The 18,766-nt window shown below is 72.1% G+C and carries 18 protein-coding genes, 2 tRNA genes and 1 other RNA gene; 5 read left to right on the top strand and 16 right to left on the bottom strand.

Annotated features, from left to right (window positions below; all coding sequences use genetic code 11):
* Positions 1–13: 13 nt before the first annotated feature.
* The 3 genes from H4F90_RS03870 to H4F90_RS03860 form a co-directional block, all read right to left on the bottom strand.
* Positions 14–1,177: an efflux RND transporter periplasmic adaptor subunit gene (locus tag H4F90_RS03870; protein WP_182661638.1), complete on the bottom strand. Its 1,164-nt coding sequence runs from the start codon at positions 1,175–1,177 to the stop codon at positions 14–16.
* 136 nt (positions 1,178–1,313) lie between these two features.
* On the bottom strand, positions 1,314–1,772 hold the full coding sequence (rnhA, locus tag H4F90_RS03865; RefSeq protein ID WP_182661636.1) for a ribonuclease HI: 459 nt from the start codon (positions 1,770–1,772) through the stop codon (positions 1,314–1,316).
* Positions 1,769–2,590, bottom strand: a complete 822-nt coding sequence (locus tag H4F90_RS03860; protein ID WP_182661634.1) for a class I SAM-dependent methyltransferase — start codon at positions 2,588–2,590, stop codon at positions 1,769–1,771. Before H4F90_RS03860 ends, rnhA begins: the two co-directional genes overlap by 4 nt.
* Between H4F90_RS03860 and gloB the strand changes: the two genes are divergently transcribed.
* Together gloB and H4F90_RS03850 are read left to right on the top strand one after the other, a co-directional pair.
* On the top strand, positions 2,589–3,377 hold the full coding sequence (gene gloB / locus H4F90_RS03855) for a hydroxyacylglutathione hydrolase (RefSeq protein ID WP_182661632.1): 789 nt from the start codon (positions 2,589–2,591) through the stop codon (positions 3,375–3,377). The genes H4F90_RS03860 and gloB overlap by 2 nt on opposite strands.
* Positions 3,374–5,194: a transglycosylase SLT domain-containing protein gene (locus H4F90_RS03850; protein ID WP_220486038.1), complete on the top strand. Its 1,821-nt coding sequence runs from the start codon at positions 3,374–3,376 to the stop codon at positions 5,192–5,194. The genes gloB and H4F90_RS03850 overlap by 4 nt, the downstream gene beginning before the upstream one ends.
* 13 nt (positions 5,195–5,207) lie before the next feature.
* Here the strand turns inward: H4F90_RS03850 and recR are convergent, their stop codons facing one another.
* The 3 genes from recR to dnaX are packed head-to-tail and all read right to left on the bottom strand — an operon-like array spanning position 5,208 to position 8,259.
* The gene (recR, locus tag H4F90_RS03845; protein WP_182661630.1) at positions 5,208–5,801 is read right to left on the bottom strand and encodes a recombination mediator RecR; all 594 of its coding nucleotides are present in this window, start codon (positions 5,799–5,801) and stop codon (positions 5,208–5,210) included.
* Positions 5,802–5,835: 34 nt separating this feature from the next.
* Positions 5,836–6,162, bottom strand: a complete 327-nt coding sequence (locus tag H4F90_RS03840; RefSeq protein ID WP_182661628.1) for a YbaB/EbfC family nucleoid-associated protein — start codon at positions 6,160–6,162, stop codon at positions 5,836–5,838.
* 57 nt (positions 6,163–6,219) lie between these two features.
* Complete coding sequence (dnaX, locus tag H4F90_RS03835) at positions 6,220–8,259, bottom strand: DNA polymerase III subunit gamma/tau (protein WP_182661626.1); 2,040 nt, start codon at positions 8,257–8,259, stop codon at positions 6,220–6,222.
* Between the two features lie 98 nt (positions 8,260–8,357).
* Between dnaX and H4F90_RS03830 the strand changes: the two genes are divergently transcribed.
* Together H4F90_RS03830 and ffs are read left to right on the top strand one after the other, a co-directional pair.
* Positions 8,358–9,488, top strand: coding sequence for an AIR synthase related protein (locus H4F90_RS03830; protein ID WP_182661623.1), 1,131 nt, complete (start codon positions 8,358–8,360; stop codon positions 9,486–9,488).
* A gap of 89 nt (positions 9,489–9,577) precedes the next feature.
* Positions 9,578–9,675, top strand: an RNA gene (ffs, locus tag H4F90_RS03825) — signal recognition particle sRNA small type.
* A gap of 75 nt (positions 9,676–9,750) precedes the next feature.
* Here ffs and H4F90_RS03820 read toward each other — a convergent pair.
* A tRNA-Arg gene (locus H4F90_RS03820) sits at positions 9,751–9,827 on the bottom strand.
* Positions 9,828–9,872: 45 nt separating this feature from the next.
* Here H4F90_RS03820 and H4F90_RS03815 point away from each other — a divergent pair.
* Positions 9,873–9,949, top strand: a tRNA-Pro gene (locus H4F90_RS03815).
* Positions 9,950–9,984: 35 nt separating this feature from the next.
* On the opposite strand, the gene H4F90_RS03810 is transcribed toward H4F90_RS03815, so the two are convergent.
* The 9 genes from H4F90_RS03810 to der all read right to left on the bottom strand — a co-directional run bounded on the left by H4F90_RS03810 (position 9,985) and on the right by der (position 18,682).
* Complete coding sequence (locus tag H4F90_RS03810; protein WP_182661622.1) at positions 9,985–10,506, bottom strand: phosphoribosyltransferase; 522 nt, start codon at positions 10,504–10,506, stop codon at positions 9,985–9,987.
* 49 nt (positions 10,507–10,555) lie between these two features.
* The gene (locus H4F90_RS03805) at positions 10,556–11,899 is read right to left on the bottom strand and encodes an adenylosuccinate synthase (protein ID WP_182661620.1); all 1,344 of its coding nucleotides are present in this window, start codon (positions 11,897–11,899) and stop codon (positions 10,556–10,558) included.
* 45 nt (positions 11,900–11,944) lie between these two features.
* Positions 11,945–13,108: an ATP phosphoribosyltransferase regulatory subunit gene (locus tag H4F90_RS03800; RefSeq protein WP_182661618.1), complete on the bottom strand. Its 1,164-nt coding sequence runs from the start codon at positions 13,106–13,108 to the stop codon at positions 11,945–11,947.
* Between the two features lie 75 nt (positions 13,109–13,183).
* Positions 13,184–13,369, bottom strand: a complete 186-nt coding sequence (locus H4F90_RS03795) for a DUF2065 domain-containing protein (protein WP_182661616.1) — start codon at positions 13,367–13,369, stop codon at positions 13,184–13,186.
* Positions 13,370–13,417: 48 nt separating this feature from the next.
* Positions 13,418–14,308 (bottom strand): protease modulator HflC, encoded by an 891-nt coding sequence (gene hflC / locus H4F90_RS03790; RefSeq protein ID WP_182661614.1) that lies wholly within the window; start codon positions 14,306–14,308, stop codon positions 13,418–13,420.
* Positions 14,309–14,330: 22 nt separating this feature from the next.
* Positions 14,331–15,671: an FtsH protease activity modulator HflK gene (gene hflK, locus H4F90_RS03785; protein ID WP_182661612.1), complete on the bottom strand. Its 1,341-nt coding sequence runs from the start codon at positions 15,669–15,671 to the stop codon at positions 14,331–14,333.
* A 3-nt stretch (positions 15,672–15,674) separates the two neighbouring features.
* A complete protein-coding gene (hflX, locus tag H4F90_RS03780) occupies positions 15,675–16,934 on the bottom strand; it encodes a GTPase HflX (RefSeq protein WP_182661610.1) in 1,260 nt (419 codons plus the stop codon).
* Between the two features lie 70 nt (positions 16,935–17,004).
* Positions 17,005–17,247, bottom strand: a complete 243-nt coding sequence (gene hfq / locus H4F90_RS03775; RefSeq protein ID WP_182661608.1) for an RNA chaperone Hfq — start codon at positions 17,245–17,247, stop codon at positions 17,005–17,007.
* Between the two features lie 64 nt (positions 17,248–17,311).
* Complete coding sequence (gene der, locus H4F90_RS03770) at positions 17,312–18,682, bottom strand: ribosome biogenesis GTPase Der (protein ID WP_182661606.1); 1,371 nt, start codon at positions 18,680–18,682, stop codon at positions 17,312–17,314.
* Between the last annotated feature and the right edge of the window lie 84 nt (positions 18,683–18,766).

Below are 18,766 nucleotides of genomic sequence, written 5' to 3'. Positions count from 1 at the left end.
CGGGGCCCGCCCTTCAGGCGCCCGGGCCGCTGGCGCGGGCCGGCGTGCCAAGGCGCACCGGACGCACGGCCAGGCCGTCGGCCCGCATCAGCCGGGAGGGGCCGGCGGTGACGATGAGGTCACCGGCCTGCAGGCCGGGCGCGAGCACCTCGACCCGACCTGCGCCGCGCCAGCCGCTGCGGACGGGCAGCCGCTCGCTGCGGCCCGGCTGGCCCGCGGCACCGGCCTGCACGCGCACCAGGAAGAGCTGGCCGTTCTGCGGCACCAGGGCCTCCTCGGGCACCGTCAGGGCGCCCTCGCGGCGGCCCAGCTCGATCTCGACCCGCGCGAACATGCCGGGCCGCAGGCCGGGGGGCACGGCCTCGAGCCGGGCGCGCACGGCCAGCGCACGGCCCTCGGCATCGACCTGGGCCTCCAGGGCCTGGATGCGGGCCGAAAGTGCCTGCTGCGGCTGGGCGTCCAGGCGCAGGCTGAGCGCCTGGCCCGGCTTGAGCCGGGCCAGCTCGCGCTCGGGCAGGCGGAAGTCGACCTCCATCTGACGCAGGTCTTCCAGCATGACCAGGTCGGCGCCGGCCGCCACCACGGCACCGACATCGACCTTGCGCAGGCCGACCCGGCCCTCGAAGGGTGCCAGCAGCCGCAGACGCGCCAGTTCGGCCCGGGCCAGCTCGCGCTGGGCCTCGGCCACGGCCAGGGTGGCGGCGGTCTGGTCGGCCACGCTGCGGGTCACGAAGCCCTGGGCCACCAGGTCGACATTGCGCTGGTGGTTGCTGCGGGCCACGGCCAGCTGGGCCTCGGCCTGGGCCAGCTGCGCGCGCGGCAGGCTGTCGTCGAGCTGCACCAGCAGCTGGCCACGGCGCACGGCCTCGCCGTCGCGGAAGCCGAGCTGCACGATGCGGCCGCCGACTTCCGGCCGCAGCATCACGCTCTGGACCGCGCGCAGGCTGCCGACGGCCTGCACGAGCTCGCGCAGGGTCTCGCGCCGGACCTCGCCCAGCTCGACCGCGATCGGTCCGCCGCCGCCCGGTCCGCCCCCGGCGCCGCGCGGGGAAGAGGCTGCCGCCGGCGGGCTGGCGGCAGCCGCTCCCGGCCCGGAGGGGGCGTGTTGCAGCCACCAGGCCCCGGCCGAGAGGCCGGCCAGTGCGATCAGGGCGAGGAGGAGGATGGGACGCTTCATGCAGGGCAGGGGCTCAGGACCGGGGGCCTCGACGGCCGCGGGCTGCGATCCTCGCCGCAAGCGGCCGGCCCTGCCGGCGTCGACCCCAAGACCGCAGGGCGCAGCGCGCCGGCAACACGGGCTTCACACAGCGGGCTCATCGGCGGACCCCGCCGGGCACGCCCTGGTTGGCCAGGCGGTCGGCACGCTCGTTGCCGGGATCGCCGGCATGGCCCTTGACCCAGCGCCAGTCGATGCGGTGCAAGGCGGCCAGCGCATCGAGCCGGGCCCAGAGGTCGGCGTTCTTGACCGGCTGGCCGCCGGCGGTCTTCCAGCCCCGACGCTTCCAGTTGTGGATCCATTCGCTGATGCCCTGCTGCACATAGCTGCTGTCGGTGTAGACGACGATGTCGCAGCTGCGCTTGAGGCTGGCGAGGGCCTCGATGACGGCGGTCAGCTCCATGCGGTTGTTGGTGGTGCTGGGCTCGCCGCCGAAGAGCTCTTTCTCGTGCTCGCCGCTGGTGAGCCAGACGCCCCAGCCGCCGGGGCCGGGGTTGCCCTTGCAGGCGCCATCGGCGTAGATGGTGACGGCGGGACGCTGGATCGGGAGATTCATTCGGAGGATCGTTTCGAGCGGGAGGAGGGGGACAGGGGCGGCATCAGGGCTTCGCGGTGACCGCCCGCCACGGCCGGGGCGGCACGCGCGCGACGCGGCCGCTTCCAGGCCGGGCCGATCAGGCGCATGCCGGCCACGCGCTTGACGGCCACCAGGATGTGCAGCGCGCCGAACATCGGCCACCAGCGGTCGCCGGCGGATTCCATCCAGGCCCAGCGGTCCAGCCAGGCCGCGCTGCGCCAGGGCGGACGGTAGGCGCCGAAGCGGCCGCCATCGATCTCGAAGCCGAGCAGGCGCAGCCAGTCGCGCAGGCGTCGCGGGCTGATCAGGCGGCCGGTGCCGGCCTCGCCGCAGGGCAGGTAGACGGGGCCCTGGCTGCCCAGGCGTCGCAGCAGCAGGCCACCGCCCTGGCGCAGGCCCCAGAGGCTGTCGGGGTTGAAGCCGACGATGACGACCCGGCCCTCGGGCATCAGCACGCGCTCGACCTCGCGCAGGGTGGCATGCGGGTCCAGGCAAAGGTCCAGGGTGTGCGGCAGCAGCACCAGGTCCAGGCTCTGGCTGGCGAAGGGCAGCGCGTGGAAATCGCAGCGCACGGCCGTCCGCGTGTCGTCGGCCCCCCCCTCGTCGACCTGCCAGCGGTGGGGCATCCGGTTCGCCCGCAGGCCGTCAAGCACCGGCAGGCCGAGCTGGATGGCATGGAAGCCGAAGAGGTCGGCGACCAGCGCATCGAGCTGCTGCTGCTCCCAGTCCAGCGCATACCGTCCGGCAGGGGTCTCCAGCCAGGGGGCCAAACCTATACTCAGCGGACTCAAAGTCATGAAGCTGCTCGCCGTTCCCGCCTTCACCGACAACTACATCTGGATGCTCCACGACGCCGCGCACGCGGTGGTCGTCGATCCGGGGGACGCCGCACCGGTCCTCGCGATGCTCGACCGGCTGAAGCTCGAAATCGCCGGGATTCTAGTGACGCATCACCACGGCGATCACACCGGCGGTCTGGCCGGCCTGGCCGAGCGGGCAAGGCAGCGCGGCAGGGTGCCGCCCCCGGTCCTCGGCCCGGCCGGCAGCGGCATCGCCGGCCTGACGCAAACCGTGGCCGAAGGCGACACCGTCGAGCTGCTGGGCCTGGGCTTCCAGGTGCTGGCCGTGCCCGGCCACACCCTGGACCACCTGGCCTATGTGGCCCGGCCAGCCGGCGAGGCCCCGCTGCTCTTCTGCGGCGACACCCTCTTCTCCGGCGGCTGCGGCCGGCTGTTCGAGGGCACGGCGGCGCAGATGCATGCCTCGCTCGGCCGCCTGGCTGCGCTGCCGGCCGACACGCGCGTCTGCTGCGCCCACGAGTACACCCTGTCCAACCTGGCCTTCGCCAGCGCGGTCGAGCCCGACAACGCCGAGCTCGCCGCCCATCGCGCGCATTGCGAGGCCCTGCGTGCGCGCGGCGAGCCCACCCTGCCCAGCCGCATCGGCCTGGAGCGGGCGATCAATCCCTTCCTGCGCAGCGGCGAAGCCGCGGTCGCAGCCCAGGCCCGCGCCCAGGGCGCAGCCTCCGACGATCCGGTGGCCGTGCTGGCCGCGATCCGGACCTGGAAGAACCACTACCGATGACGCCTCCCCCCTGGCCGCTGCGGCGGCGTGCTGCCCGGCCCGCCGGCCTGCTGCTGTTGAGTGCCCTGCTCAGTGCCTGTGCCGGCTTGCAGCCGCCGCCCGCCGCCCCGCAGGCCAAGGTGCCGGCATCGCCCCCGCCCACCGCCCGTCGCGAGTTGCCGTCGCCGAACCGGCCGCAGGCCCTGGCCACCCTGCCCGCCCCCAGCCTGCCGCCCGCGCCGGCCAGCCCGCTCGGCCGCCCGGCCGATCCGGTGATCCGGCCTGGCTTCTCCAGCCCGGAGGCCCTGCCGCCCGTCGGCATCCGTCCGGCCGACGCCCTGCCCGCCGCCGGCACGCCGATCGACCCGCTGCAACCCGAGGTCCAGCCGCAGCCCGAGGCCCAGGCGCGCCGCGACCTGTGGGACCGCATCCGCGAGGGCTACCGCCTGGAGCCGCTCGAAACGCCCGAGGTGGCCCAGCAGCGCCGCTGGTACGGCAGCCGGCCCGACTACGTGCAGCGCATGACGGCGCGCTCCAGCCGCTACCTCTTCCACATCGTCGACGAGGTCGAGCGCCGGGGCCTGCCGACCGAGCTGGCCCTGCTGCCCTTCATCGAGAGCGCTTTCAACCCGCAGGCCATGTCCTCGGCCAAGGCCTCGGGCATGTGGCAGTTCATCCCCTCGACGGGCAAGCATTTCGACCTGACGCAGAACCTGTTCCGCGACGATCGGCGCGACGTGCTGGCCTCGACCCAGGCCGCGCTGGACTACCTGCAGAAGCTGCACGCGATGTTCGGCGACTGGCACCTGGCCCTGGCCGCTTACAACTGGGGCGAGGGCAATGTGCAGCGGGCCATCAAGCGCAACCAGCGCGCCGGCCTGCCGACCGGCTACGCCCACCTGCGCATGCCCGAGGAGACCCGCCACTACGTGCCGAAGCTGATCGCGGTGAAGGCCATCGTGGCGGCGCCGCAGGACTTCGGCATGGCCCTGCCGCCGATCGAGAACCACCCCTACTTCCTGGCGGTGCCGATCCAGCGTGACATCGACACCGCGCTGGTCGCCGAGCTGGCCGAGCTGCCGCTGGCCGAAGTGCAGGCGCTCAACCCCTCGATGAACAAGCCGCTGATCCTGGCCGCCGGCACGCCGCAGGTGCTGCTGCCCTGGGAGAACGCGCAGCGCTTCGTCCACCGCCTCGCCCGTCATCGCGGCGGGCTGGCCAGCTGGACGGCCTGGGTCGTGCCGGAGACCATGAGCCCGGCCCAGGCGGCGCAGAAGGTGGGCATGGCCGAGAGCGAGCTGCGCAGCCTGAACCGCATCCCGCCCCGGATGATGGTGAAGGCCGGTTCCACCCTGCTGGTGCCGCGCGCCGGCAAGCGCGACCAGGATGTGGCCGAGCATGTGGCCGAGAACGCCCGGCTGGCCCTCGCCCCGGTGCGCCCGCCGGGCCGGCGCGTGGTGGCCAAGGCCCGGGCCAAGGACCGCACGCTGGCCCTGCTGGCCGCGCGTCATGGCCTGAGTGCCGAGGCGGTGGCCGGCTGGAACGGGGGCTCGGCCGACATGAAGCTGCGACCCGGCCAGGCGGTGGTGCTCTACCTGCCGACCCGGGCCGCCGCCGTGCCGGCGCGGGCCAAGGAGCGCCGCGCGACCGAGCTCGCGGCACGCAAGCCGGCCGGCAGCCGGGCCGAGCGCCTGGCCCAGGCCGAGGCGCGCCGCAACAAGTCGCCGGCCGTGGCGGGCAAGCCGGCCGCTGCGACCGGCAAGCGTGCGGTGGCGCAGGCCGGCAAGTCCGAAGGCCGGCGCAGCGGCGAACGCGTGGCCCAGGCCAGCCCCCGCTGAGGGCGCGACCGGCTCAGCGCCGGTCGGCCAGGGCGTGGGCCAGGGTGCCGAGGTCGACGAACTCCAGTTCGCTGCCCACCGGCACGCCACGCGCCAGGCGGGTCACGCTCAGGCCCTGGGGCCGCAGGGCCTGGGCAATGGCCTGGGCGGTGGCTTCGCCTTCGGCCGTGAAGCTGGTCGCAAGGATCAGCTCGTCGACCACACCGTCCTGCGCCCGCTGCAGCAGCGGGGCCAGTCCGATGTCGTGCACGCCGATGCCATCCAGGGGCGAGAGGCGGCCCATCAGCACGAAGTAGAGCCCGCGGTAGCTGCCGCTGCGCTCCAGCGCGGCTTGGTCGGCGGGGGTTTCGACGACCAGCAGCTGGCGCGCATCGCGGGCCGGGTCGAGGCAGGTCGCGCAGACCTCCGCCTCGGTGAAGGTGTGGCAGCGCGCGCAGTGGCGCACCGCCTGCTCCGCATGGCCCAGGGCCTGGGCCAGCTGGCGGGCCGCGGGGCGGTCGTGCTGCAGCAGGTGGTAGGCCATGCGCTGGGCCGATTTCTGCCCGACACCCGGCAGCCGGCGCAGGGCATCGATCAGCGCTTCCAGCGCGCCGGGGGCTGCACTCATGGCGGCGGGAGCCGGCGGGACGCGCGCGCGGCGTTCAGAACGGCAGCTTCATGCCGGGCGGCAGCGGCATGCCGGCGGTGACCTTGGCCATCTTCTCGGCACTCAGGGCCTCGGCACGGCGCAGGCCGTCGTTGAAGGCAGCGGCCACCAGGTCTTCGAGCATGTCCTTGTCGTCGGCCAGCAGGCTGGGGTCGATGGCGATGCGCTTGACGTCGTGCTTGCAGCTCATCGTCACCTTGACCAGGCCGCCGCCGGACTGGCCCTCGACCTCCAGCAGCGCCAGTTCGTCCTGCGCGCGCTTGAGGTTGTCCTGCATGGCCTGGGCCTGCTTCATCAGGCCGGCGAGTTGTCCCTTGAGCATGGGGTGATCCTCGAAAAGTGACGGGTCGGAAAGAAGGACCTTGCAGCCGTCCGCGGGTCAGCGGGGCTGCAGGGTGCCGGGCAGCAGCTGGGCGCCACGGTGACGGCCAAGCAGGGCCTGGACAAGCGGATCGGCCTCGCAGGCCGCCTCGGCCGCCTGCTGGCGGGCCAGCCGGGCCGCGGCATCACGGCGCGCCGGGCTGTCGTCGACCGGGCCCGCCTCGACCTGCAGCGTGACCGGGCGCTGCCAGTGGGCAGCCAGCGCGGCCTGCAGCCGTTCGATGTGCAGCGGGCTGCGCAGGGTTTCGCGGTCGATGCGCAACTGCACCTCGCCGGTCTCGGGCCCCAGCTTCAGGCACTGGGCCTGCCAGGCGAGCTGGCGATGCAGCGCGGCCACCCGGCCCTGCGCGATCAGGGTGTCGACCAGGGCGGCCCAGGCCACGCCCAGCGGGCTGTCGGGCAGCGGGTCGGCACGCTCGGCCGATGGGGGCGGGGCCGTGGAGGCCACGGCCGCCTCGGACGGCGACTCGAAGTCCAGCTCGGGCGGGGCCCCATCCTCGGCGGCGAAGGGCGCAGCCTGCCCCTGCGCCTCGACGGGATGGGGCGCATCCTCGCCCGGCAGGGCCTGGCTTGCAGGGGGCGTCGGGCGGTCCTCGCTCAGCGCGGGATGCGGGACTTCCTCATCCCAGGGGGCCGGCTCGCGCGGGCGACGCGGCGCAGGCGCCGCGGCCTCGGGACGGGAGGGCGGCGGCGCCACGGCGGGGGCGGGACGCGGCGCGATCGCGGCGGCCGGCAGAGAGGGCGACACCGGCGCAGGGGCCGCGACCGGCGACGCCATCGCCCGGGCCGGCCAGGCCGCGGGCCCTTCGTCCGGCGGCTGGGGCGCGGGCATCTGCGCGGCAGGCGGGGCCGGGCTGCGCAAGGCCGCGCTGGACGTGGCGCGCGGGCGGGCGGCGGGCTCGGCCGGCGCAGGCGCCGCAGGGCGCGGCACGCCGTCCGGTGCCGGCCGGAAGGCCAGGAAGCGCAGCAGCACCATCAGCAGGCCGCTGAACTCGTCGGGCGCGAGCGCCAGCTCGGCGCGGCCCTGCAGGGCCAGGCTGTAGAGCAGCTGGGTTTCGTCGGCCGGCAGGCGGGCCGCCAGCGCGAGGGCGGCCGCCTGCTCGGGATCGTCGGCATCGAGCGCGCCGGGCACGGCCTGCTGCACGGCCATGCGCTGGCAGAGGGTGGCGATGGCTTCGAGCATGCCCTCGGCCGACAGGCCCTCGTCGCGCAGGCGGTCGCAGTGCTGCACAACGCGGGCGCCATCGCCCGCGGCCAGGGCCTCGACGAGCGACTCGGCCAGCCGATCGTCGACGGCGCCGAGCATGGTCCGCACCCCCTCCTCGGCCAGCGCGCCATTGCCGTAGGCGATGGCCTGGTCGGTCAGCGAGAGGGCGTCGCGCATCGAGCCCCGCGCGGCCCGGGCCAGCAGCCTGAGCGCGCCGGGCTCGGCGGGAATGGCTTCGGCAGCCAGCACGCGGCCCAGGTGCTCGCGCACGGTCTCGGGCGCCATGGGCCGCAGGTTGAACTGCAGGCAGCGCGAGAGCACGGTGATGGGCAGCTTCTGCGGGTCGGTCGTCGCCAGCACGAACTTCAGGTGCTCGGGCGGCTCCTCCAGCGTCTTGAGCATCGCGTTGAAGGCGGTGCTCGACAGCATGTGGACTTCGTCGATCAGGTAGACCTTGGTCCGCGCGAGCACCGGCTTGTAGACGGCACGGTCGAGCAGCTGGCCGATCTCCTCGACGCCGCGGTTGCTGGCGGCGTCGAGTTCGGTGTAGTCGACATGGCGGCCGGCATCGATGTCGCGGCAGTGGTTGCAGACGCCGCAGGGCTGGTCGGTCACCCCGCCCTGCCCGTCCGGGCCGACGCAGTTCAGGCTCTTGGCCAGGATGCGCGAGACCGTGGTCTTGCCGACGCCGCGGGTGCCGGTGAAGAGGTAGGCGTGATGCAGCCGGTTCGAACGCAGGGCGTTGGCCAGAGCCTGCACCACATGCTCCTGGCCCACCATCTCGTCGAAGCGGCGCGGCCGGTACTTGCGGGCCAGGACCAGGGTCGTCATGGCGAGGATTCTAGAGGCCGGTCTCCACGGCCCCGGACACGACCGGGGGCGCAGGGATAATCCGTGGCTTCGATCCCTGCCCTGCCCCGCGCCGCCCGATGAGCCACGCCCCCACCCCCGCCCCGCTGAGCTATGACCAGGCCGGCGTCCAGTACGACCTCATCGATCCGCTGAAGGTGGCGGCCCAGCGTGCCGCCGCCGCGACCGCGGTGCAGCTCGGCAAGCACGGCTTCGGCGAGGTCGCGGCCTCGCGCGGCGAGTCGGCCTACGTCGTCGACGTGGGCCCCTTCTATCTGGCGAGCATCGTCGAGTGCCTGGGCACCAAGGTGCTGGTGGCCGACGAGATGGCGCAGCTCACCGGCCGCAGCTGGTATGCCGGCATCGCGCAGGACACGATCGCGATGGCGGTGAACGACCTGATCACCGTGGGCGCCACGCCGCTGCTGGCCCAGGCCTACTGGGCCGCCGGCGGCAGCGCCTGGTTCAAGGATGCGGCGCGCGCACAGGCCCTGGTCGAAGGCTGGCAGAAGGCCTGCGAGACCTGCTCGATCGCCTGGGGCGGCGGCGAGACGCCGGCCCTGGCCGGCATCGTCGAAGCCGACCGCATCGACCTGGCCTGTGGCTGCACCGGCCTGGTCAACCCCAAGAGCCGCCTGACCCTGGGCGACAAGCTGCAGGCCGGCGACGCCATCGTGCTGCTGGCCTCCAGCGGCATCCACGCCAATGGCCTGAGCCTGGCGCGCAAGCTGGTCGAGCGTCTGCCCGAGGGGTATCTGACCGAGATCGACCCGGTCGGCCACCCCGGCCTGCGCTATGGCGAGGCCCTGCTGGCGCCGACCGCGCTGTATTCGCCGGTGACCGAGGCCTTGGCCCAGGCGGGCATCGTGCCGCACTACGCCGCCAACATCACCGGCCATGGCTGGCGCAAGCTGCTGCGCCATCCGGCCGCGCTGACCTACCGCATCCACACGGTGCCGCCCGTGCCGCCGGTGTTGAAGTTCATTGCTGAACAGGCCGGCCACGACGCCCGCGAGGCCTACGGCACGCTGAACATGGGCGCGGGCTTCGCGCTCTTCGTGCCGGCCGACCTCGCCGCGCGCACCGTCGAGATTGCGCAAGCCCAGGGCATCGCGGCCTGGGTGGCCGGCGCCGTGGAGGCCGGGCCGAAGCAGCTGATCGTCGAGCCGCTGGATCTGCGCTGGGGCGAGGACGATCTGCACCTGCGCTGAGTCGCCCGGCGACCGGCACCGGCCCCGGCGTGGGCCGCGCACCACGGCGAACGGCAGGGCCTTCGCCGCCCTCGCCTAGAATGCTCGGCGACGGGCCTCCCCGCATGGGAGCGCGGCCAAACGGGTCAGGTGGGGAACCAAGCAGCCCTAACTGTTGCGACCAGTGCCGGGGGTAAGGCTCGTCACCTTTTCTGCAAGCCCGGTTCGGGTTTGCGTGCTCAGGCTCCTTGCCTGAGGGTGTGCGGGCTTGCAGCCTGCACATTGGCCTGTCCGGAGGGGCTCGAACCCCCGACCTGCGGTTTAGAAGACCGCTGCTCTATCCAGCTGAGCTACGGACAGCCTGACCATGAGTTTAGGGGCCGCGCCCCTAGAATCCAGACACCTCGGGGTGTAGCGCAGCCTGGTAGCGCAACTGCTTTGGGAGCAGTAGGTCGCGAGTTCGAATCCCGCCACCCCGACCATGCCGGACGCCGTCAGCGGCGCCCGGCCTTGTGGCTCAGACCGTGAGCTTGCGGCGCAGCCCGTCGAGGCCGGTCTGCTCGTAGGCTTCGAAGGGCTGGTGGATCCAGGGGCTGGTCGGCAGCGCCTCGACGAAGTACTCGGGCGTGTAGATCGACACGCCCTTGACCCATATGACCGCCGCACGAAGCTCAGTGATGGCCGGCAGGCCGCGCAGGCGGTCGACGACCGCCTTCAGCGTGGTGCCCGAATCCGCCAGGTCATCGACCAGCAGCACCCGACCGGCCAGCTCGCCGCGCGGCAGGGTGATGTACTGGGCCATGTCGAGCCGGCCCTGGATGCAGCCGCCACCGGCGCGGTAGCTGCTGGTCGACATGATGGCCAGCGGCTTGTCGAGCACGCGCGACAGCACGTCGCCAGGCCGCAGGCCGCCACGGGCCAGGCAGAGGATCTGGTCGAAGTCCCAGCCCGAATCCGCGACCTGCAGCGCGAGCTTCTCGATCAGGCCGTGGTACTCGTCCCAGGAGACGTAGAGGTTCTTGCCGTCGTCGGTCAGCATGGGGCTCAGGCCAGCAGGTGGAGGGGGAAGGATGCGCCGTGCACCGGGCTCAGGCCTGGTAGGGATGGCGCAGCAGGATGGTGTGCTCGCGGTCCGGGCCGGTCGAGACCATGTCGATCGGCGCGCCGATGAAGGCCTGCACCCGCTCCAGGTAGCGGCGCGCGTTCAGCGGCAGCTGATCCCATTGCGTGTGGCCGAAGGTCGTGCCGTCCCAACCCGGGAAGCTCTCGTAGATCGGTTCGCAGCGGGCCACCTCGTCGGCGTCGAGCGGCAGGATGTCGATCACCCGGCCGTCGAGCTTGTAGCCCACGCCCATCTTGATCTCCTTCAGGCCATCGAGCACGTCGAGCTTGGTCAGGCACAGGCCCGAGACGCCGTTGATGAGGATCGAACGCTTCAGCGCCGCAGCGTCCAGCCAGCCGCAGCGGCGGGCCCGGCCGGTGACGGTGCCTCGCTCCTGGCCGACGGTGGCAAGGTGGTGGCCGACCGTGCCTTCCTGCTCCCAGGCCAGCTCGGTCGGGAAGGGCCCGCTGCCCACCCGCGTGGTGTAGGCCTTGGTGATGCCGAGGATGTAGTGCAGCTTGTCCGGGCCGACGCCCGAACCGGCCGCGGCATTGCCGGCCACGCAGTTGCTGGACGTGACGTAGGGGTAGGTGCCGTGGTCGATGTCGAGCAGGGTGCCCTGCGCGCCCTCGAAAAGCACATTGCCGCCGGCCACGTTGGTGGCGTGGATGCGCACGCCGACGTCGGCCAGCATGGGCAGCAGCTGCTCGGCCATCTTCAGGGCCTGATCGTGGATGGGCGCGAAGTCCAGCGCCGGGCGGCCGAGGTAGCCGGTCAGCACGTGGTTGTGCAGCGCCAGCAGCTCGCGCAGCTTGGTGGCGAAGCGCTCCGGGTGCTTGAGGTCCTGCACGCGCAGCGCGCGGCGGGCCACCTTGTCCTCGTAGGCCGGGCCGATGCCCTTGCCGGTCGTGCCGATCTTGCCGCTGCCGGAGGACTCGCGCAGTGCCTCGCGGGCGCTGTCGAGCGCCACGTGGAAGGGCAGGATCAGCGGGCAGTTCTCGCTGAGGAAGAGGCGCGAGCGCACATCGATGCCGGCCGCCTCCAGACGGCCGATCTCGCCGAGCAGATGGGTCGGGTCGACGACCACGCCGTTGCCGATGTAGCAGGCCACGCCCTCGCGCATCACGCCCGAGGGAATGAGCTGCAGCGCGGTCTTCACGCCCTTGATGACCAGGGTGTGGCCCGCGTTGTGACCACCCTGGAAGCGGACGACGCCCGCGGCATGGTCGGTCAGCCAGTCGACGACCTTGCCCTTGCCCTCGTCACCCCACTGGGTGCCCACCACCACCACATTGCGTCCCCCCTGGGGGCGCGGCGCGCTTGCATTCATTGTGTCAATCCTGAATCGATGTCGGGGAAGGTGTCGCGGCGGCGCTCAGAGCGCACGCACGATCCACTGCCCGTCGACCGCGACCACCTCGCGGTCGCAGGCGAATTCCTGGGTTTCGTGTTCATGGCCGGGCAGCAGGCAGACCACGGTCTCGCCCTGCTCGCGCAGGCTGCGCACGGCTTCGCGCAGCGCGCTGTCCTCGCCCCAGGGGGCGCGGATGGCGGTGCGCCGGCCGCTGGCACCGGCCTGGGCGGCCAGGGCCTTGAGGTCGGTGCTGAAGCCGACGGCCGGCCGGTTGCGACCGAAGATGGCGCCGACCTCGTCGTAGCGGCCACCGCGCAGCAGCGCGTCGCTGGCGCCCGGGGCGTAGACCGCGAAGCGCGGGCCGCTGTAGTACGCAAAGCCGCTCAGGTCGGCCAGGTCGAAGCCGACCCGCACCCCGGCATGGGTGCGGCGCGCGTGACCGGCCAGGCGACGCAGATCGGCCAGCGCAGCGCGGATGAGCGGGCGCTCGGGCAGGGCCCGGGCCGCGTCGTCAAGCACGGCCTCGTCGCCGTAGAGCTGCACCAGCGCCGCCAGGCCGGCTCGGACCTCGGCCGGCAGGCCGGCCGAAGCCTCCCGCAGGCCCGCGGCATCCTTGCCCGCCAGGGCGGCGTAGATGGCTTCGATCTGGGCCGGCTCGCAGAGCACGCCGGCCATCAGGCCCCGCATCAGCCGGGCATCGGCAAGGTCGAGCACGGCGCCGTCGATGCCGAGGGCCGCCAGGCCATCGAGCGCGAGGTCGTGAATCTCCAGGTCGGCCTCCAGGCCGGCATGGCCATAGAGCTCGGCACCGAACTGCAGCAGCTCGCGGCCGGCACCGGGCGCACCGGGTCGGGTGTGCAGCACCGGACCGCAGTAGCACAGCCGGCTCAAGCCCTCGCGGTTGAGCAGGTGGGCGTCGATGCGGGCGACCTGCGGCGTCGTGTCGGCGCGCAGGCCGAGCATGCGGCCGCTGAGTTGGTCGACGAGCTTGAAGGTCTGGAGGTCCAGCGCCTCGCCGGTGCCGGAGAGCAGCGAGTCGAGATGCTCGACCAGCGGCGGCATCACCAGCTCGTAGCCATGGCTGCGGGCGGTGTCCAGGAGGCGCCGCCTCAGGTCTTCGATGCGCCGGGCCTCGCTGGGCAGGACGTCGGCAAGGTGCTCGGGCAGGAGCCAAGCAGAGGTCATGGAACAGTGGCCAGTGGTTGAAGCCGGATTGTATCGGCGGGGTGACAGGCCTCGGCCGCCCCGGCCGCCTGCGGCTCAGGGGGTGGACAGCAGCAGCACGAGGCCGCCGGCCACCAGGCTCAGCGCACCGATGAAGCGCAGCTGGCCATCACGCAGCTGCAAGAGCTGCTGGAAGGTCTCGCGCCAGCGGGCCGGTGCAAGCAGCGGCAGCAGGCCTTCGAGGATCAGCACCAGGCCCAGGGCCTGCAGCAGCTCATGCATCGACGGGCCTCGAAAGGCGGCCGGGCCCGCAGGGGGCCCGGCGCGGGGTCAGCGGCCACGGCCGCTGCCGGAGGACGGGTCCCGCATCGCGCGGAAGAAGTCACCGTCGGGCTGCACGACGATCACGTCGCTCTTGTTGCGGAAGCTGGCGCGGTAGGCCTCCAGCTGACGGTAGAACTGCGCGAAGGACGGGTCGCGGCCGAAGGCCTCGGCGTAGAGGGCCGAGGCCTTCGCATCGCCCTCGCCCTTGATCTTCTGCGCGTCGCGGTAGGCCTCGGCGACGATGACCTCGCGCTGCCGGTCGGCGTCGGCGCGGATCTTCTCGCCCTCGGCCTGGCCGGTCGAGCGCAGCTCGTTGGCCACGCGCTTGCGCTCCGACTCCATGCGGCGGTAGACCGATTCGGTGATGCTCGCCACGAAGTCGACGCGCTTGATGCGCACGTCGACGACCTCGATGCCGAAGGCCTTGGCATCGTCGCCGAGCCGGGCCATCACGCCCTGCATGACCTTCTCGCGGTCGGTCGACAGCACCTGGGTCACGTTGCGCCGCGTGACCTCCTCGTTCAGCGCAGCCTGCACGATGGGGCTCAGCCGGGCCTCGGCATTGCGCACATCGGTGCCGGCGTTGCGGATGAACTGGCGCGGGTCGCTGATGCGCCACTTGATCAGCCAGTCGATCACCAGGCTCTTCTTCTCGGCGGTGAAGATGGGCCGGGTCTCGGCGCTGTCCATGCTCTGGATGCGCTTGTCGAGGAAGACCACGTTCTGGAAGGGCGGCGGCAGCTTGAACTTCAGGCCGGGCTCGGTGATGACTTCCTTGATCTCGCCGAGTGCATAGAGCACGGCGAACTGGCGTTGGTCGACGACGTAGAGCGTCGACGAGGCGGCCATCAGCGCGATCAGCGCGCCGGCGACGGTGATACCGATGCTTTGCTTCATGATGGTTCTCGGATCCTCGGGCTCAGCGGGTCTCGCGGTCGCGGCTGCGCTGCGGGTCCCGCCCGCGTGCGTCCACCACCGGCGGCAGCACCGGCAGGGCGGGCACCTCGGCACCCGGGGCGGAGGCGGCGCCGGCGGGCGGCGTCGCGCCCGAGGCCTGCATCAGCTTGTCCAGCGGCAGGTAGAGCAGGTTGGAGCCGCTGCGGCTGTCGATCATCACCTTCGAGACATTGCTGTAGATGTCGCGCATGGTGTCCACATGCAGGCGGTCGCGGGTGACCTGCGGCGCCTTCTGGTATTCGACCAGCACCTGGCGGAAGCGCGAGGCATCGCCCTCGGCCTGCGCGACCACGCGCTGGCCGTAGCCGGCCGCTTCCTCGCGCAGTCGCGCCGCCGTGCCCTGGGCCTTGGGGATCACGTCGTTGGCGTAGGCCTGGCCTTCGTTCTTGAAGCGCTCGCGGTCGGCGCCGGCCTTGACGGCATCGTCAAAGGCCGCCTGCACCTGTTCTGGCGGCAGCACGCCCTGCACATTGACGTTCGAGACGAGGATGCCGGCCTTCAGGCGATCGAGCTGGGCCTGGATGGACTTGACCAGGTCGGAGGCCAGGGCGTCGCGCTGCTCGTAGAGCACCGAGTCCATGCGGCTGCGGCCGACGATCTCGCGGACCGCGCTCTCGGCGGCCAGCAGCACGGCCTCGTCGGCATTGCGGTTCTCGAAGAGGTAATCCTTCGGATCCTTCAGCCGGTACTGCACGGTGAAGCGGATGTCGACGATGTTCTCGTCCTCGGTCAGCATCGAGGATTCACGCAGGCCGGTGGCCTGGGCCACCGCGCTGCGGCCGACGTCGACCGAGCGCAGCTGGGTGACGTTGACCACCTCGTGGCTCTGGATCGGATACGGCATGCGCCACTTCAGACCGGCGTCGACCGTGCTGCTGTAGCTGCCGAAGGTCATCACCACGCCCTGCTGACCTTCCTGGACGATGTAGACCCCGCTGCCCAGCCAGAACACCAGCACGGCGGCAGCGATCAGGCCGACGCCGATGCCGGCGCTGCGCGGATCGGGCAGGCCGGGGCCGCCCGAAGGACTGCCCTCGGGGCGTCCCGGCTTGCCGGGGCCGCCCCCCTTGCCGCCCATCAGGCCGCTGAGCTTGCGGTTGAAGTCGCGCCAGAGCTCGTCCAGGTCGGGCGGGCCTTCGTTGTTGCGGCCGCTGTTCAGCAGCACGCCGGCGCGGGCACGCCAGGCCAGTCGGCTGAACGCCCCCTGCACCAGCGCGCTCAGGGCCTTCAGCGCCAGGACCGGGCGGGCCGCGGGACGGGCCGCGGATCGGGCCGTGAAAGGTCGGACGGTGTCGTCGTGCATGGCTCAGACAGGGCGGTCGTGGGTGCCGGTGCGCGGCATGGAGCCGGCCGGCAGGGCGTCGTCATCAAGAGGGGCGAGCGGCCCCGGGGCCTGGCCCCGGGGGTCGTCGTCGGCAAAGAAGGCTCGGGGGGCCGGCAGCGCATCGGCATCGATCACCCGTCGGGCGATCAGCTGGCGCAGCTCGGCCAGGCCCTCGCCTTCGCGCGCGCTGACGAAGATGCGAGTGAAGCGGCGGCCGTCGAGTTCCAGCTCGTCGATGCGCTGACGCGGACGCTGGTCCGGCTCCAGCCGATCGAGCTTGTTGAAGACCAGGATCTGCGGCAGCTCGGCGGCACCGATCTCGCGCAGCACCCGCTGCACTTCGGCCATCTGCTCGTCGGCCACCGGGCTGGCGGTGTCGATCACGTGCAGCAGCAGGTCGGCCTCGGCCGCTTCCTGCAGCGTGGCCTCGAAGGACTCGACGAGGGTGTGCGGCAGGTCGCGGATGAAACCGACCGTGTCCGACAGGCTGACCGAGCGCTGCGCGTCCTCCAGGTAAAGCTGGCGGGTGGTGGTGTCGAGCGTGGCGAAGAGCTGGTCGGCCGCGTAGCTGCGGGCCTTGACGAGGGCGTTGAACAGGGTCGACTTGCCGGCATTGGTGTAGCCGACGAGCGAGACGCGGAAGGTGCCGGCCCGCTCGCGCGACTTGCGCTGCGTGCCCCGCTGGCGCTTGACCTTGACGAGGCGCGACTTCAGCTGCTTGATGCGCTCGCCGATCATCCGGCGGTCCAGCTCGATCTGGCGCTCACCCGGGCCGCCGCGCGTGCCGATGCCGCCGCGCTGGCGCTCCAGGTGGCTCCAGCGGCGGACGAGCCGGGTGCTGAGGTATTGCAGCCGGGCCAGCTCGACCTGCAGCTTGCCTTCGTGGCTCTGCGCGCGGGCCCCGAAGATCTCGAGGATCAGGCCCACACGGTCCAGCACCTCGCAGCCCAGGTGACGCTCCAGGTTGCGCTGCTGGGCCGGACTCAGGGGCTGGTCGAAGATCACCGCATGAGCCTGGTGGCCTTCGACCAGGGCCTTGATCTCGTCGGCCTTGCCGCTGCCGACGAACAGCGCCGGATCGGGCGCGGATCGACGTGCCGTCAGGCGGGCGACGGTCACGTCCCCGAGCGATTCGGCGAGCAGCGCGAGTTCGTCGAGCGTGGGGTCGAAGGGGCTGCCCGGACCGAGATCGACCCCCACCAGGATGGCGCGGGCTTCGGGGCTGGCGGTGGAGGCGCTCAAGAGAGGATGCTCCCAGAGCGGCCCGCATCGTCGAATCGGGCGGGCCGGCCGGGTCGGCGGGACGCGGGCTTCAGGACGCGTCCGTCGGCTCGTTGGCGTGGAAATTCACCGGACGGCCGGGGACCACGGTGGAGATCGCGTGCTTGTAGACCATCTGGGTCACGGTGTTCCGCAGCAACACGACGTACTGGTCGAAGGACTCGATCTGGCCCTGGAGCTTGATGCCGTTGACCAGGTAGATCGAGACCGGGACATGCTCCTTGCGCAGCAGGTTGAGGAAGGGGTCTTGCAGGAGTTGTCCTTTGTTGCTCACGATATGTTCCGTGTTGAAGAGGGGAGAGGCGAAGTTAACACAGGGGGCCGATCCGGCCGGTCCGTCAGGACTCCTTCGCGGCGAAGGGATTCCGTCCGGAACGCAGTTCGATCCGCAGCGGCGTGCCCTCCAGCTTGAAATGCGCGCGGAAGCGGCCTTCGAGGTAGCGCTTGTAGCTGTCGGTCACATGCTCGGTCGAGGAGCCGTGGATCACGATGATCGGGGGGTTCTGGCCGCCCTGGTGCGCGTAGCGCAGCTTGGGCCGGAACGCCCCTTCGCGCTTGGGCTGCTGGTGCTCCACGGCCTCATGCAGCAGGCGGGTGAGGATCGGGGTGGACAGCTTGCGGGTCGCCGAGGACCAGGCCTCGGAGATCGCCTTCCAGACCGGCCCCAGGCCCTGGCGCTTGAGCGCCGAGATCTGCAGCACCGGCGCAAAGCGCAGGAAGGCCAGGCGCTGCTCGATCTGGCGCTGCAGCTGTTCGCGCTGGTAGGCGTCGACGGCGTCCCATTTGTTGATCGCGATCACCACCGCGCGGCCGGCGTCGAGGATGTAGCCGGCGATGTGCGCATCCTGGTCGCTGACGCCCTGGGTCGCGTCGAGCAGCAGCAGCACGACGTTCGCATCGGCAATGGCCTGCAGGGTCTTGACCACCGAGAACTTCTCGATCGCCTCGAAGACCTTGCCCTTGCGGCGCAGGCCGGCGGTGTCGATCAGCTCGAAGCGCTGGCCGTTGCGCTCGAAGGGCACGGTGATGGCGTCGCGCGTGGTCCCCGGCATGTCGAAGGCCACCAGGCGTTCCTCGCCCAGCCAGGTGTTGATGAGCGTGCTCTTGCCGGCGTTCGGGCGGCCGGCCACGGCCAGGCGGATCGGCCGGTCGGCGCTGCCGTCGGCCAGCAGCTCGGCCTCGGCCTCCTCATCCTCGTCGGACTCGTCGGCGCTGCCGAAGCAGGTCTCCAGGGCCAGCTCGGTCAGGCTGCGCACGCCCTGGCCGTGGGCGGCGGAAACGGGCAGCGGTTCGCCGATGCCCAGCTCGTGGCCCTCGCCCAGATGCGCGCTGCCGACCATGCCCTCGGCCTTGTTGGCCGCCAGCAGCACCGGCTTGCCGGTCTGGCGCAGGTAGCGGGCGATGTCGTGGTCCTGGGCGGAGATGCCGCCGCGCACATCGACGACGAAGATCACCACATCGGCCTCGGCCACGGCCTGGCGGGTCTGGCGCGCCATCTCGCGGACGATGCCGGTCTCGGCCGTCGGTTCGAAGCCGCCGGTGTCGATGACGATGAACTCGCGGCGCCCGAGCCGGCCATCACCGTAGTGGCGGTCGCGGGTCAGGCCGGCGTAGTCCGCGACGATCGCGTCGCGGCTCTTGGTCATGCGGTTGAACAGGGTCGACTTGCCGACATTGGGTCGGCCGACCAGGGCGATGACGGGTTTCATGGCGTTGCGGACCTTCCGCGGTCGGGCCACGTCCGGCCGGGGGGCCGCCGCGGCGGGCTCAGAAGGAAACGACGGCGGCACCCG

The organism is Aquariibacter albus, from assembly GCF_014145335.1.
Lineage (GTDB): Bacteria > Pseudomonadota > Gammaproteobacteria > Burkholderiales > Burkholderiaceae_C > Aquariibacter > Aquariibacter albus.
Note: the sequence above shows the minus strand (reverse complement) of the source record. Positions and strands in the feature narration are given on the sequence as shown.

Bases quoted from the DNA above. Each gene is read 5' to 3' on its own strand.
- H4F90_RS03870 (WP_182661638.1), bottom strand. From the start codon at position 1,177: ATGAAGCGTCCCATCCTCCTCCTCGCCCTGATCGCACTGGCCGGCCTC.
- rnhA (WP_182661636.1), bottom strand. From the start codon at position 1,772: ATGAATCTCCCGATCCAGCGTCCCGCCGTCACCATCTACGCCGATGGC.
- gloB (WP_182661632.1), top strand. From the start codon at position 2,589: ATGAAGCTGCTCGCCGTTCCCGCCTTCACCGACAACTACATCTGGATG.
- H4F90_RS03860 (WP_182661634.1), bottom strand. From the start codon at position 2,590: ATGACTTTGAGTCCGCTGAGTATAGGTTTGGCCCCCTGGCTGGAGACC.
- H4F90_RS03850 (WP_220486038.1), top strand. From the start codon at position 3,374: ATGACGCCTCCCCCCTGGCCGCTGCGGCGGCGTGCTGCCCGGCCCGCC.
- recR (WP_182661630.1), bottom strand. From the start codon at position 5,801: ATGAGTGCAGCCCCCGGCGCGCTGGAAGCGCTGATCGATGCCCTGCGC.
- H4F90_RS03840 (WP_182661628.1), bottom strand. From the start codon at position 6,162: ATGCTCAAGGGACAACTCGCCGGCCTGATGAAGCAGGCCCAGGCCATG.
- dnaX (WP_182661626.1), bottom strand. From the start codon at position 8,259: ATGACGACCCTGGTCCTGGCCCGCAAGTACCGGCCGCGCCGCTTCGAC.
- H4F90_RS03830 (WP_182661623.1), top strand. From the start codon at position 8,358: ATGAGCCACGCCCCCACCCCCGCCCCGCTGAGCTATGACCAGGCCGGC.
- H4F90_RS03810 (WP_182661622.1), bottom strand. From the start codon at position 10,506: ATGCTGACCGACGACGGCAAGAACCTCTACGTCTCCTGGGACGAGTAC.
- H4F90_RS03805 (WP_182661620.1), bottom strand. From the start codon at position 11,899: ATGAATGCAAGCGCGCCGCGCCCCCAGGGGGGACGCAATGTGGTGGTG.
- H4F90_RS03800 (WP_182661618.1), bottom strand. From the start codon at position 13,108: ATGACCTCTGCTTGGCTCCTGCCCGAGCACCTTGCCGACGTCCTGCCC.
- H4F90_RS03795 (WP_182661616.1), bottom strand. From the start codon at position 13,369: ATGCATGAGCTGCTGCAGGCCCTGGGCCTGGTGCTGATCCTCGAAGGC.
- hflC (WP_182661614.1), bottom strand. From the start codon at position 14,308: ATGAAGCAAAGCATCGGTATCACCGTCGCCGGCGCGCTGATCGCGCTG.
- hflK (WP_182661612.1), bottom strand. From the start codon at position 15,671: ATGCACGACGACACCGTCCGACCTTTCACGGCCCGATCCGCGGCCCGT.
- der (WP_182661606.1), bottom strand. From the start codon at position 18,682: ATGAAACCCGTCATCGCCCTGGTCGGCCGACCCAATGTCGGCAAGTCG.